The organism is Psychrobacter sp. ANT206, from assembly GCF_056880555.1.
Window position 1 is genome coordinate 2,854,289 of record NZ_CP096271.1, and the last position, 14,519, is coordinate 2,868,807.

General features: G+C 44.3%; 10 protein-coding genes. 3 read left to right on the plus strand and 7 right to left on the minus strand.

The window, feature by feature from the left end; all coding sequences use genetic code 11:
* Positions 1-695 precede the first annotated feature (695 nt).
* Entirely contained in the window at positions 696-1,475 is a 780-nt protein-coding gene (locus M0221_RS11920; RefSeq protein WP_483284789.1) for a YdcF family protein, read from the plus strand.
* A gap of 83 nt (positions 1,476-1,558) precedes the next feature.
* Positions 1,559-2,998: a cardiolipin synthase gene (cls, locus tag M0221_RS11925; protein WP_483283906.1), complete on the plus strand. Its 1,440-nt coding sequence runs from the start codon at positions 1,559-1,561 to the stop codon at positions 2,996-2,998.
* A gap of 70 nt (positions 2,999-3,068) precedes the next feature.
* Here the strand turns inward: cls and M0221_RS11930 are convergent, their stop codons facing one another.
* The 7 genes from M0221_RS11930 to rsmH all read right to left on the minus strand — a co-directional run bounded on the left by M0221_RS11930 (position 3,069) and on the right by rsmH (position 12,588).
* Complete coding sequence (locus M0221_RS11930) at positions 3,069-4,010, minus strand: putative RNA methyltransferase (RefSeq protein ID WP_483283907.1); 942 nt, start codon at positions 4,008-4,010, stop codon at positions 3,069-3,071.
* A 158-nt stretch (positions 4,011-4,168) separates the two neighbouring features.
* Positions 4,169-5,287, minus strand: a complete 1,119-nt coding sequence (gene mraY, locus M0221_RS11935; RefSeq protein WP_483283908.1) for a phospho-N-acetylmuramoyl-pentapeptide-transferase — start codon at positions 5,285-5,287, stop codon at positions 4,169-4,171.
* Between the two features lie 3 nt (positions 5,288-5,290).
* Positions 5,291-6,727: a UDP-N-acetylmuramoyl-tripeptide--D-alanyl-D-alanine ligase gene (locus M0221_RS11940; RefSeq protein WP_483283909.1), complete on the minus strand. Its 1,437-nt coding sequence runs from the start codon at positions 6,725-6,727 to the stop codon at positions 5,291-5,293.
* Between the two features lie 111 nt (positions 6,728-6,838).
* Positions 6,839-8,557 carry a UDP-N-acetylmuramoyl-L-alanyl-D-glutamate--2,6-diaminopimelate ligase gene (locus tag M0221_RS11945; protein WP_483283910.1) on the minus strand — a complete coding sequence of 573 codons (1,719 nt, stop codon included), beginning with the start codon at positions 8,555-8,557 and terminating at the stop codon, positions 6,839-6,841.
* A gap of 70 nt (positions 8,558-8,627) precedes the next feature.
* The gene (locus M0221_RS11950; protein ID WP_149409702.1) at positions 8,628-10,715 is read right to left on the minus strand and encodes a peptidoglycan D,D-transpeptidase FtsI family protein; all 2,088 of its coding nucleotides are present in this window, start codon (positions 10,713-10,715) and stop codon (positions 8,628-8,630) included.
* Positions 10,712-11,224 (minus strand): cell division protein FtsL, encoded by a 513-nt coding sequence (gene ftsL / locus M0221_RS11955; protein ID WP_149409701.1) that lies wholly within the window; start codon positions 11,222-11,224, stop codon positions 10,712-10,714. The genes M0221_RS11950 and ftsL overlap by 4 nt, the downstream gene beginning before the upstream one ends.
* Before the next feature lie 212 nt (positions 11,225-11,436).
* The gene (gene rsmH, locus M0221_RS11960; RefSeq protein ID WP_483283911.1) at positions 11,437-12,588 is read right to left on the minus strand and encodes a 16S rRNA (cytosine(1402)-N(4))-methyltransferase RsmH; all 1,152 of its coding nucleotides are present in this window, start codon (positions 12,586-12,588) and stop codon (positions 11,437-11,439) included.
* 277 nt (positions 12,589-12,865) lie between these two features.
* On the opposite strand from rsmH, the gene gltX reads away from it, so the two are divergent.
* Entirely contained in the window at positions 12,866-14,395 is a 1,530-nt protein-coding gene (gltX, locus tag M0221_RS11965) for a glutamate--tRNA ligase (RefSeq protein WP_483283912.1), read from the plus strand.
* Positions 14,396-14,519: the final 124 nt, after the last annotated feature.

Here is a 14,519-nt window from a genome sequence, read left to right on the forward strand (position 1 = left end):
TAGGTTTAGAGGTTCATATAAAGCTAGGAATTACGATGTTCGCTAACTGAGAGCACTTAACTTTCTGATCAATTTTCTAGCAGGAATCAATTTACAATGGTTATATTCCTCAAAAAACCTTTTTTAGTGATAATATAGTTTTGAAATTAAAGCGTAGAAACATTTAGTTTCAACTTATTCTGAGATAAATCCCGATATTTATCCTGCATCCAACACTTGAATGATGTTGGTCTAATAGCTGGTCTATAAATACGTATTTAAAATTAAATATCTTAAAAATCAAAGTCTTATGTTAATAGTTCGAATCCCTCCTTCACCGCCAATCTTAGAAATTCCTAGTTTTCCCAATCTGTCCTACCCCCTCCTAAATATCCCTCAAAAACTGTTAAGATAAATCTTATAGTTTTCTCATGCTTGTTTTTCTGATATCACCTTCTACTATTTTCTTATCACTAAATTTACATTAATGGATGATCTCTTCAACCTTAAACCGCTTTAACTCTCTCTTCCACCCTTATCGTTAAATTTGCTTTTCCTAGTAACAACAATAAGACGTTATCTCAAAACAGGGTGCGTTATCATGGCAGCGATTAATCTCTTATCAGACACGCTATAGCGTCCAAACTAATATCACCATAGAAGATCCATTGAATATATTGCCTTTAAACAATCGTATACCCCTGCCAAAAAACTTCATGATGCCAGTGCGAGTTATATTAACCATTATCGGTAGCCTTATGATCGTCGACTGTACGATTTTGATGGCAGTAGGTAAGGTAAATTTTGGTTCTGTTGTACCCTTCTTAGTAGGTATGGTGTTTGTTGCTCATGGTATTTTTTGGCGTAACATAATAAGATTTATCTGCCAAAATCGTTGGTTAAGCCGTCTGTGGTATGGGCTATGGATGGTGTTTTTTATCTGGTTGATCAGTTTTGGCATTTTTGTTTATGCATTACAGCAGCAGATTAAACAAAGTGCTAAACCCATACCTAAAGTCGCTGCCATCATTGTGCTAGGGTCAGGTACGGTCGCAGGCAAACCTACACCAACACTTGCCAAACGCTTAGATACTGCCGCGCCCCTTATCGATTTACAAAAAAGCGCGCTAGTCATCACTAGCGGTGGTATAGGTTTTGGACAGACACGTAGCGAAGCCTATATTATGGCAACCTACTTGTACGATACATATGACATTCCTCCTAAGCATATTTTGCAAGAAGGTCAAAGCACGAGTACAGCAGAAAACCTTATTTATAGCCAAGAGATATTAGCGGCAAAAGGCATTTCTATTAAAGCGCCCATCGCTATCGTGACCAGTGATTTTCATATTATTCGCGCCGCAAACATCGCTCGGCATCAAGGCTACGTGCAACCTATTATGCTTGCCAGCCCTACTCCGTTATCCATCCGCTATAACGCGTGGTTTAGAGAGTACTTTGCCTTTGTCAGCGGTTGGCTTTTTGGAGAATACTAGACGGTTTTCATAGTACTTCTCTTTTTGATTAGTTAAAGCGATTGATACTTTTTAGATATAAAATAATAATAAGGGACGCTGTTATGATCGTAGATATTTTGTTGACGATACATTTTATCCTACTGATACTGATTTCTTTACGGGTCTTATCTCGTCATGATTTGACCTCGCCTGCCAGATTAGCATGGATTGTTATCCTGTTTATTTTGCCTTATTTTGGCGTGCTGATTTACTGGATGTTTGGTGAAGTGCATTTGGGTCATGACTTTGGGCAAAAACGCGACGATATCATTAAGCGATTAAATACTCATAGTCCAAGCGTTCTTGGTCATGAGACGACGTTAGAGAAGATGATCAAGCCCGCTTATCAAGCTTCCTTTGCTTATGCAGCAAAAGCCACCGGTTTTCATACTATGGAGGGTAATCAGGCAGAGCTCATGGCAGATGCAAGCGAAACCCGCAGACGCATGATTGCCGATTTTGATGCTGCAACAGACCATATCCATGTGCTGTATTATATTTGGCTCGTCGATGGCATGGGTATTGATACCGCTCAAGCTCTCATCCGAGCAGCAAAGCGTGGCGTTACTTGTCGAGCAATGGTTGATGGCATGGGCTCGCGGAAGATGGTGAGCTCAAAGATATGGCAAGAAATGCAAGATGCTGGCGTACAAGTCAGTGTAGCTCTCCCACTAACTAACTTTGTAAAAGTAATGCTGTTTAGCCGTATTGATCTGCGTAATCACCGCAAAATTACCATTATTGATGGCAAAATTGGCTACTCTGGTAGTCGAAACTGCGCCGATCCTGAATTTATGGTAAAGCCAAAATATGCTCCGTGGGTCGATATTATGCTGCGTATCGAAGGACCTGTGGTCGCGCAGAATCAGATGTTATTTGCCAGTGATTGGTTGATTGAAAATCCAGACACTCCGCTTGATAGCTTTTATTATGATAGCACGCCAAAGCCTAATGGCTTCCCTGCCCAAGTTTTTTCAGATGGTCCCACTCAGCGGCACGGTACCACGCCACAGTTTTTGGGTGCTTTGATTAGCCAAGCGCAAGAGACGCTGATTATCTCTACGCCTTATTTCGTGCCCGATTATTCACTCGTCAGTATTTTATGCGCTACCGCCTATCGCGGGGTTGAAGTGACGATGGTTTTTCCAAAAAATAACGATTCCTTTATCGTCGCCGCGACCAGTCGCAGTTATTATTGGCAATTGCTCGAAGCGGGCGTAAAAATTTATGAATATAAACCAGGCTTGTTACACGCAAAGACCTTGACGATTGATGGTGAAATTAGCTTGATTGGCTCGACCAATTTAGACTTGCGTAGCTTTGATTTGAATTATGAGAATAACGTTGTCTTTAGCGATAAAAAGCTGACGGCGGATATTATTGAGCGCCAATACCAATATATCGCTGACTCAGACGAAGTAACACGTGAAGAGGTCAAAAACTGGCCACTATCTTCTAGGATTTGGAACAACATCATTGCTACGATGGGGCCTGTTTTATAAGCCTTTTACTTTAAGCCCATCAGGTTATTTTGTGAAGTGTCTTGATAAGAGGACATAGCGATAAGTAAACTTATAAGTTTGTTGTCTTCTGTAAAATATAAACGATAAATTTGGCTTCAGTTGCAAATGTTTCGGTTGCAACTAAAGCTAGTAGCGCTTGTCTTTTTTCGCTATGCGCACGATATGCATAAGGAGTCATAGTCAGCAAATCGGCCAAATCATCTGCTGATAATTTTAACTCAGTACTGACATTATAAGTTTTAAGCAGCGTAAAATATGGTGCTAATTCCTGCAAAAACTTGTCAGAATCGTGCTCACGGACATCGTCAAACAAAGCCTCACGCATCGTTGCTAAATGACCAATATCTGGCTTAGCAATGATTAAATAGCCCTCATCACTTAATACTTCATTGAACGCTTCTGGCAGAATGGGACTAAAAATACTGCTAATCCCATTGATACTTTGCGCAGGTAAGGGCAAATGAGCAGCACTGGTCACTAATGGATAAATCACTGCCGTTTCAATACCATCGTTCTTATCTTGCTGATTCCAAAGAGAACTTGCTGCCTTGCTCGCTTTTGCAAGCTCTACTATGGCAGGTTTACTAATATCCGCCGCAATAAGTGTATCCATACCCGTCTGAGCCATCGCTTGGGTATAGTAGCCTTCGCCGCAGCCGATATCCAGCCAATTGACTGGTTTACCAGTTTGTTCAGATGGCAACTCGTTTTTTGCTAACAATTCCACTATTTTTTGGCAGATCAGTGCCTGTAATGGCTGATAATACCCTGCATTTAAAAACCGTTTCCGTGCCTCGATGGACGCTTGACTATCACCCGGTGCTTTAGATTTTTTTTGTTGGACAGGTAGAAGATTAACGTAACCCTGACGCGCCACATCAAAAGGATGCGCAGTTTGTTTTGGGTGCAAGCTACCATCACAGCGCCATGTATCGATTGCGGGCTGCAGTGGCGACTGACAAAGGGGACAAATAAATAAGGACACAGGCATCTCAAATCATAGCAATATGGCTGTTATTTTACCAAAATTCAGCCATGCTAAGTGTTAAAAGGTATGAGAAAAGATAGTATGGGAAACAAAAAAGCCATCTCAAACTTGTTGAGATGGCTTTTTAACGAAGAATATCGAGATTAATCTGAGTTACTGTTCTAACGCAGCTTTAACGTCATCAAGCCAAGGATAACCAAGATAATGGCGATAATCCAAAACCTTGCGACCACTTGGGTTTCTTTCCAGCCAATCTCTTCAAAATGGTGATGCAGCGGTGCCATACGAAAGACGCGCTTTTTGCGTAGCTTATATGAGCCAACCTGTAGCATTACCGACAATGCTTCTGCAACGAACAGTCCGCCCATAATTGCGAAAGCGATTTCTTGACGGGTCATTACCGCAATGGTACCGAGCATTGCGCCCAGTGACAGCGCACCCACATCACCCATGAACACTTGCGCTGGATGGGCGTTAAACCATAAAAAGCCAAGCCCTGCGCCAATCATCGCGCCACAGACAATAATCACCTCAGAATTGTAGGCAATATAAGGTACGTGCAAGTAATCCGCAAAGCGTACGTCACCAGAGACATATGCCATCGCGCCCAAGCCTGCAGCAACCAAGACCACTGGCAAAATCGCCAAGCCATCCAAGCCATCAGTTAAATTGACCGCGTTAGAGGCGCCATTAATCACAAAGTAAGTAAAGATAATAAAGCCAATACCAAACGGCACTGCCGAAAATGGAATCATCCAATCTTTAAAGATAGGTATTAATAAATCCTGCATCTCGCGAGTCGTCGCAATATCTGGCTGCAGTGTGGCAATATAATATAAAGAAATGCCGACGAATAATGCACCCATGGATAGCCAAAAGTATTTTTTGCGAGCAATTAGACCTTTTGGGTTCTTATATTTAATTTTGAGCCAATCATCCGCCCAGCCTACCGCACCAAAGATAATCATGACAATGAGCAAAATCCAAACGTACGGATTATTCAAACGCGCCCAAAGCAAGGTTGATACCCCAATCGCGCTTAAAATCAGCACCCCACCCATGGTCGGGGTGCCAGTTTTGACCAAATGCGACTGTGGTCCATCATTACGAATCGCCTGACCGTACTTAAGTGCACGCAAACGTCGAATAACGCGATTACCAAAAATCATGCTAAAAGCAAGGGCGGTAATGACCGCCAGTAACGCGCGCAGCGTCAAAGAAGAAACCGCATAAAACGGGGCATAATAATGACCAAGCCAGCTAAACAACCAAACTAACACCGCCTACTCCTCGACTAGCGCATTGATAAGTGTTTCCATTTCCATGGAACGAGAACCTTTAAACAACACCGTACAAGGTTGCGCCTGCTGCGCTTGCAAATAAGGTTTCAAATACGCCAATAAACTGTCTTTATCGGTAAACGCATGGGCATTGATATCAGAAATCTCCTGCGCACCTTCGACTGTATAAGGGGCATATTCACCAACGCAAAGCAGTACATTAATACCTGTGGTTGCAATGGTACGACCCAAGCTTCGATGCTCGCTCACTGCAGCCTCACCTAACTCAGCAATATCGCCTAATACCATCACTTGCGTACCCGTTTGTGCTGCCAATACTTTGGCAGCCGCCCGTACCGAATGTGGATTGGCATTATACGTATCATCAATCAGTCGATGCATGCCTAACAGCTGACTGTTCAAGCGACCTTTGGCAGGACGCGCATTTTCAAGTCCGACGACGATATCACTAACTTCAATATTTAATGCATGGGCACAGGCAGCAGCGGCTAAAGCATTATTGACATTGTGCTCGCCCGCTAGTGGCAAGTTGATATCATGGACTTGATTGCCGATATGCAGCTTAAATTCACTACGCTCAGGCTCGACATCTAGATGGCTGGCACTGACATCAGTACTACCAAAGCCAATCACGTGTGATGTATGCTTTTCAGCGATACGGCGTAATTGATTGGTAAAATCATCTTTATCAGGAACGATCGCAAATTGGCTATCATTCAAGGTATGGTAAATCTCAGCCTTGGTTTGGCAAATCCCTTCACGGCTGCCAAACTCACCCAAATGCGCTGTACCAATATTTAAGATACACGCAACATCTGGCTGGACAATCTCCGTAGTATAAGCAATTTCGCCAATATGGTTTGCGCCCAATTCCAAAATAGCATAGCGATGATGATCGGATAATTCGAGCAACATCATTGGTACGCCCAAGTCATTATTTAGGTTGCCACGCGTGATAAGCGTTGGGGCAAGTCTGCCAAAGATACTACCGAGCATCTCTTTACAGGTGGTCTTACCACTAGAGCCAGTAATAGCAATGACGGTTAAATTTTGATGCTGTTGACGACGATACGCAGCCAATTGTCCTAAAGCTAAACGGGTATCACTGACAACCAATTGTGGAATATCAGTAAAGATAGGACGTGAGACGATAGCAGCGAGCGCGCCTTTTGAGGCAGCTAGTTCAATATAATTGTGACCATCAAAATTGTCACCCGTTAACGCTAAAAATATATCACCAGGCTTTATCGTACGGGTATCGGTGGCAATACGAGTGCTCATTACATCGTTTTCTGAGCCGGATTGTCCCTCACTCAGCTGCCAATGCCCGTTGAGCGCTGTGGTTGCTGCGAGCAGATTGTCTGCTTGCCAAACATACAGCCCTTGCGACTGAATGCTGTTATCGTTGTCGGCTGTCATAATGATTACCTTATATATGATGACTACTTATTTATTTTTTATAGTTAACGACTAATACTTTTTAAATAGCATGGAAAACTAACTGTAAGCGCTATTATTTATCTATAAATGCTATACACGCCCTGCTTGTTTTAAGGCATTTCGCAAAATAACACTGTCGTCAAAATCATAACGAACATGGTTAATTTCTTGATAGGTCTCATGACCCTTGCCCGCGATAACGACGATATCATCAGCCGCTGCTTGATTGACCGCATACTCAATCGCTGCTTGGCGCGCAGGCTCAATATGGGTACGCTGATATTGTTCAGTACTCATCCCTGCCTGCATATCTTGCAAAATCGCGTTGGGGTCTTCAGTACGTGGATTGTCTGCCGTTAACACGACTTTATCCGCGCCTGCCAATCCTGCTTGCGCCATCAAAGGACGTTTGCCCGCATCACGGTCACCACCGCAGCCAAACACTGCCCATAGCTGGCCTTTACAATGAGTTTTGAGACTGGCAAGCACCTGACTTAAGGCATCAGGGGTGTGAGCATAATCGACAATGAAACAACCATCATTCGATGGTACACGCTGCATACGCCCAACCGCACCTTGTAGCTGCGGGATAACGGTCGCAATGCTTTCAAGACTAATTCCTAAAGCTACAGCAGCTGCGATAGCAGCAAGTAAATTCGCCACGTTAAAACGTCCCAATAATGGGCTAACGATATCTAAATGATTCATTGTCCCATCGCCGAAATCTGTACGCAGGCTGATCTCTACACCTTGTAAACTTGGCGTGATGTTAGCGGCGACGAAGGTAGCTGTTTTTAGTGAATCTAAGCTGTATGTCCAAACTATTAATTGGCTAGCGTGTGCGGTGTCGAGCATAATCTGGGCATGCTCGTCATCGATATTGATAATAGCGTGGGTCAAATCCGGAAAATGGGCTTTATCAAATAGCTTGGCTTTAGCCGCCGCGTACTCTGCCATATCAGCATGATAATCTAAATGATCGCGACTCAGGTTGGTATAAATCGCCACCGACACTGGCATACCTTGCAGACGCTGCTGATCTAAACCATGTGAGCTGGCTTCCAATGCTAGTAGTTCAGCACCTTCTTTGCCCATTTGATATAAAAATTGCTGGACCGCTAAAGCATCTCCCGTGGTATGGCTGGCTTGCACCAAAGCGCCAAGCCGACCATTACCCGCCGTGCCCATGACTGCGCTACTCATACCGGTGAGCTGCGTCAATTGCGCCACCAATTGACTAATAGTGGTTTTGCCATTGGTGCCCGTCACGGCTATGACAGTTGGTAATGTCACGGGCTGCTGATACTGCAAACGTGCTTGAATCAAGCTGCCCAGAAAATCACGGATATGAGGTACATATAATACGGGGCAAGGCAAAGTACCTAATTGCTGCTGTGCGATAGATTTTGCATTATCAGTTTTAGTCAATTCGAGATTGGCATGAGGCGGGACATTAGCGGTGGCAAGCAAAGCTAGAGGGTCGATTTCCGATAGGATAAAAGCCGCATTGTTAGCGGCTTGATAAAGGTGGTCACGGCTTTTTTGGCAATTTGGCGTATGGCTTTTTAACAAGACGAACACGTCGTTGCTGGCTAATTGACGGCTGTCTAAACAGAACTGCTGGAATGGAATATTGATCACCGCATCCAGTTGAACAGCGGTCATTTGATGCGATAACTCGCTAACAGATGCGGTCATATTCGCTGTAAATACCTGCTGTAGACTATGTCTATCGTCGCTGCTACTAGCTGCAAGGAGCTGTTGCAAGGTAACGGTGATACTGCTTGGCGACGAGGTAGACAGGGTCATTGGCAAATCCTAAACGGTTAAAACACATCAAATAGTTAAGAGGTGGATATTAAAAAATTTACTTTTATATCTATTGAGCTTCGGTTTTGAGCGGCTTATCTAAAGGCACATTATATAAACGCAGTGCCTCTTTCATAACATTATGAAAAACAGGAGCCACGGTTAAACCAGCATAAATCTGACCACGCGGGTCTTCGATTAACATGACACCGACCAGTTTTGGATTAGAAGCTGGTGCCATACCCGCAAAGACGTTACGATACTGGTCAGTATAGTAACCACCTTTTGGATTGATACGGCGCGAGGTTCCTGTTTTACCAGCAACGCGGTAACCATCAATAGCCGCACCCTTAGCCGTACCGCCGTCTTCTGTGACACTTTCCATCATCTGTACGATGGCCATCGCTTGTTCATGCGCCATAATACGTTTGCTTGGTAGCGCTTTGTCATTTTTATTCAACGTTAGCGGATGCATGACGCCACCTGCCGCCAGCGCTGAATAAGCTTGCGCTATCTGTGCCAGCGTCACCTGTATACCATAGCCATAACTGACCGTTGCCCGTCTCGAAGTTTCTTTTTCTTCTGGTGTCACCACAAGCCCACTCCCTTCACCTGGGAATTGCAGTGGTGTTTTTGCCCCAAAGCCAAACTGTCTTTGCATATTGGTAATGCCGTCAGCCGGTAGAGACAAAGCAATCTTGGTCGAGGCGACGTTACTAGATTTCTGTAGTAGCGTTGCCATCGTGATCCGCCCTAAATTATTATGGTCACGAATCGTATAACCACGGACACGGATAGAGCCAGGATTGGTATCGATCAAAGTAGTGGCAGTGTATTTCCCTGAATCTAAAGCCGCAGCAACGGTGAATGGCTTCATGACTGAACCGGGTTCAAAGACATCAAGGAGCGCACGGTTACGCTGATTTTCACCCGTCATCTCATTTAGATTATTAGAGTTAAATGACGGCCATGTTGATAGCGCAAGTACTTCACCGGTTTGTACATCGACTACCATACCCGTCGACCAGCGCGCTTTTTGCAAACGCCCCGCCTTTTCTAACTCTTTATAAAGCAAATATTGCAAACGCGAATCAATGGTCAATGTCACATCTTTACCCGGCACTTCTGGTTCAACCTGTTTGATTTCTTTAAGACTGTTTTGTTTGGCATCTTTGAGCACCAAAACCTTACCATCATCACCCGCCAGCTCTTTCTCATACTGACGTTCGATACCAGCACGTCCTTCGTAACCACCTTCCGGATCGTTGGCATTTTGTCCCATGAAACCTAGTAGTTGCGAGTTAGGCTGTGGCTGCGGATAATAGCGCTGAAAAAAGTTTTTCTCATTAACACCAGGAAAATCAAGCGAGCTAACGCTTTCTGCAATCTCCGGCGTTACTTTATTTAATAGTGGTAAATAATGCGAGCCTGCACCCGATGGCAGCGCTGCTTTGACTGCCACTTCATCCGTTACATCAATAGTAGGGTCGATAGCTGTCACTCTTTTTAGCTCATCGGCTGAGATATTGGCAGCCGCCGCAAGCGTCGTCAAATCCATATTGTCTAAGCGCTTTTGCATACGTGCGATAAGCTGCGGACTTTCAGGATTGGTGATAATAATACGCTTAAGCTCGTAGTATTCACGGGCATAGTCATGCGGGCTAAAAGAGACTGTCGCAAGTGGTGCACTGACAGCCAATGGCAAATCGTTGCGATCCGTAATCATGCCACGATAGGATTTTTGCGTGCGTACACTGGTGATGAGCTCATTGCCTTTATCTTGATAAAACTGAGTATTGGCAATTTGAATGTAGTAAGCACGACCGATAAGTGCCACCAAAATAAGCAGCGCTATACCCCAAATCAAACGGAAACGGTTCTTATCTTGTTCGACACCGCCGCGAGAGGAAGCACCAGATGCTTTTCCCAAAATTGATCTTTTGCTTTTTAGATTTTTGACACTGGTATAAGCACCCTGTTCTTCATTCTTTTTTAAGCGACCAAATAGCTTGGCTTTACGGCCATCATCTGATTTATTGTCAGGCTTGCTACTCGTTTGCCCAGATTTGGCCGCACTAGCACGGCGTAGTGGCTTAGTAACCTTGCCGCTGGCGGGTTTTTTGCTGGTCGCTTTAGCACTGGGTTTTTTATCGCTCATTGTCCTGCCTCCGCTAGGTCAGAATCGGTAGCAGCAGCCTTAACGGGTGCATCGCTCACAGCATCAGCTTCGAAAACATCAGAATCATTCGTCGTTAAAGTGTCTGGAGTACTGGCCTCAGGGTCCACGAGTGCAACTGCTGTCGCAGCACCTGGCTGGATAATCAGCTTATCTTTGAGTGTCGGCGAAAACATCCCAAGCTCAGCAACGGCACGACTGGCAATCTGCGGCGTCGCACTAAAGGTCTGTTGTTCAATAAGCAGACGCTGATGCTCAACTTGTAGTTTCCGCTCTTGTTTTTTCATGTCTTGCAAGGTTTTATAATCCTGATGATATTGCTGAACACCTTCAGCCGTTTTGATGCCACTCCATACAATACCAGCCGCCAACAGTACCAATATAGCCACATAGATATTTGATATTTTAAACTTACGCACAAATAAGGCGCCAACATCGGTATTCGATGGCGTTGCGGCGCGGCGGTTTGCAGGTTTGTCGGATATTGCCATGACAATCTCAAAAAAGTGAACTTCAAAATATAAAAAGCGATAACCATTTACGAGTTATAAAACTCTTATAAGGCATCAGCACCATCAATACAAACAATACCAAGCAAAAAAGTAACTGCTGAGCCTAGCAGATAATGTTTACAGCTTTTTAACAGCCGCGTAATCATTAAAACATTCAGTCATATTTAAACCACATAATTTAATAATGGCATTCATGGATGAATATCTGCTACATAGTCAGCATCAGTACGTGTTGCCATGCGTAACCATGCACTACGCGAGCGTGGGTTATGACTTATCTCTGCTTTACTTGGACCGACGCGTTTAGGCTTACTAAAGTAACGTGGACGCTTGGGTGGCATCGGTAGATTCTCATCTTCTGGATATTGCCCTTTACTATGACGCTGCAAAAACTGCTTGATACGTCGATCTTCTAACGAGTGAAAGCTAATCACTGCTAGCTGTCCGCCTACCTTTAATATCGGGATACTTTGCTCTAAAAAGTTATCGACATCACCAAGCTCGTTGTTAATAAAAATCCGCATCGCCTGAAAGCTCTGGGTCGCTGGATGCTTGCCACGTTGCCAGTTTGGGTGCGCAACTTTTATCACTTCAGCCAATGCTAAAGTAGAGTCGTAACTGTCCATCTGCTTAATGGCACGAGCGATACGGCGGCTGTGACGCTCTTCACCAAACTCATAAAGGACATTGGCCAAGGTTTCATCATCGACCGTCTCAAGCCACTCAGCAACCGACTGCCCACGGCTAGTGTCCATACGCATATCGACCGCGCCATCGCGCATAAAACTAAAACCACGACTGCCATCATCAATTTGCGGTGATGAGATACCTAAGTCTGCCATTAAACCGTCAACTTGAGTGATTCCCATTGCAGCAAGACTGTCTGTTAACGTCGCAAAGCTATCATGTACCACTTTTACGCGACTGTCGCTATTTGCCAATTCACGAGCAACGCTAATGGCCGTTGGGTCTTTATCAAAAACAATCAAGGTTGCGTCATCGGCAAGCTGGCTCAATAGCAAGCGACTATGGCCACCACGACCAAAGGTAGCATCGACGTAGATACCGCTTGCTTGCAAGCTATTTTGACTTTCGTCGTCTGTCTGCTTCGGTAGAGATTTGACACCCAACACTGCGGCGACTGCTTCTTGCAATAGCACCGCATCATGGGCAAAACTCAATTCGTCAGATGTAGCTTGATCTTCACTAGACTCTTGTATAAGTTTTTGAGTAGAAGTGCTTTCTTCAGAAAACAGACTCGCCGCTGACATAGAATGATCAGGGTCAGAAGGATTGTGATTAGCATTTGGCGTATTTTTTGGCTTACTATTCGATATGGACACAAACAACTCAATAGATGATGGTCAAATTGACCAGTAATAGTAAAAAATCAGATGAAAATAAACAAGTTATGACTTACCTAACATTATTATCGCAAGGATACACGGGTAGTCAAGCGCTAGAAGGGCATTTCGTTAAAAATATCCCATCTCTCTGTTATACTAGCGCTATATTTTACGCTATTTTTCAACGTTGACTGCCATTCTTTCGTCCATATTTTCACTTTTCACTACTACTTTTGACTGTCCCATTCATTAACAACAACATTCTGAGATTTTTATGATGCAACCATCTACTTCTACTAATAGCATACGCCCTGTTCGTACCCGTATTGCCCCTTCGCCTACTGGCTTCCCGCACGTTGGCACTGCTTATATCGCACTGTTTAATTTAGCCTTTGCCAAAGCTCATGGTGGCGAATTTATTTTGCGTATTGAAGACACCGACCAAACGCGCTCAACCGAGCAATCTGAAAAAATGATTTTGGATGCGCTGCGTTGGGTCGGTCTCGACTGGGCGGAAGGTCCAGATATCGGCGGTCCACACGCGCCTTATCGTCAGAGCGAGCGTAGTGATATCTACAAAAAGCATGCAGAGCAACTGATAGAAAACGATCATGCGTTTCGCTGCTTTTGTAGCAGTGAAGAATTAGATATTATGCGCGCTGAGCAAATGGCCAATGGCGAAACACCACGCTATGACGGTCGCTGTGCCCATTTAGCATCAGAGAAAACTGCGCAATTGGTTGCTGAGGGCAAACCAAACGTCATTCGTATGCGTGTGCCAACCGAAGGCGTGTGTCAGGTACAAGATATGCTGCGCGGTACGGTCGAGATTCCTTGGACGCAAGTGGACATGCAAGTGCTTCTCAAAACCGACGGCATGCCGACTTATCATTTAGCCAACGTTGTCGATGACCACTTGATGGACATCAGCCATGTGTTGCGCGGTGAAGAGTGGCTCAACTCTGCGCCGAAACATCAGCTGCTTTATGAGTATTTTGGTTGGGAGATGCCTGTGCTTTGCCATATGCCACTGCTGCGTAACCCAGACAAATCAAAACTGTCTAAGCGTAAAAACCCAACCTCTATCACCTATTACCGTGATGCCGGCGTGCTACCTGAAGCCTTGCTAAATTACCTTGGTCGTATGGGCTACTCAATGCCTGACGAAGCTGAGAAATTTACGTTAGAGGAAATGATTGCCAGCTTTGATATTCAGCGTGTGTCACTTGGCGGCCCTATTTTCGATATCGAAAAGCTCAACTGGCTCAACGCAGAATGGTTACGTGCGCTTACTCCTGAAGAGCTAAAAAATAAAATCCTCGATTGGGCAAGTAATAGCGATAAATTAACCGCTATCGCAGCAGCGATTCAGCCTCGTATTGAGCTGTTATCTGATGCAGTTAATTGGGGTGGCTTTTATTTCCAGAACTTACCTAATATCAATGCTGAGAGCTTTACCCATAAATCACTCTCGGCTGAACAAATTACTGAGATGCTGCAATTAGCGCTTTGGCAGCTAGAGACCTTACCAACGTGGTCGGAAGAAAACATCTATGCCACCTTAAAAGGTCTTGCTGCTCACCTTGACATTAAAATGCGTGATTTTATGGCGCCGTTCTTCATTGCTATCGCTGGTAGCACCTCATCGACGCCAGTCATGAACTCTATGGCAATTATCGGCGCTGATATGACATTGACACGCTTGCGTCATGCGATTGACGTACTTGGTGGTTTGGGCAAAAAGAAGCTGAAAAAACTAGAGAAACAAGCGGCAGAGTTGCCAGATTTTTTGGCAGCAGAATAGTTTTTAACTTTTGGTTTATAACATTATTAGTGAATAAAAAAGAGGGGTCAGGCTAATACTGACCCCTCTTTACGTGAATATCAGCATTTGCATACGAATACTGATTCTTTATTTAATACTTAAA

Coding starts and splice junctions, on each gene's coding strand:
- M0221_RS11920 (WP_483284789.1), top strand. CDS start 696: ATGATGCCAGTGCGAGTTATATTAACCATTATCGGTAGCCTTATGATC.
- cls (WP_483283906.1), top strand. CDS start 1,559: ATGATCGTAGATATTTTGTTGACGATACATTTTATCCTACTGATACTG.
- M0221_RS11930 (WP_483283907.1), bottom strand. CDS start 4,010: ATGCCTGTGTCCTTATTTATTTGTCCCCTTTGTCAGTCGCCACTGCAG.
- gltX (WP_483283912.1), top strand. CDS start 12,866: ATGATGCAACCATCTACTTCTACTAATAGCATACGCCCTGTTCGTACC.
- ftsL (WP_149409701.1), bottom strand. CDS start 11,224: ATGGCAATATCCGACAAACCTGCAAACCGCCGCGCCGCAACGCCATCG.
- M0221_RS11945 (WP_483283910.1), bottom strand. CDS start 8,557: ATGACCCTGTCTACCTCGTCGCCAAGCAGTATCACCGTTACCTTGCAA.
- M0221_RS11940 (WP_483283909.1), bottom strand. CDS start 6,727: ATGACAGCCGACAACGATAACAGCATTCAGTCGCAAGGGCTGTATGTT.
- M0221_RS11950 (WP_149409702.1), bottom strand. CDS start 10,715: ATGAGCGATAAAAAACCCAGTGCTAAAGCGACCAGCAAAAAACCCGCC.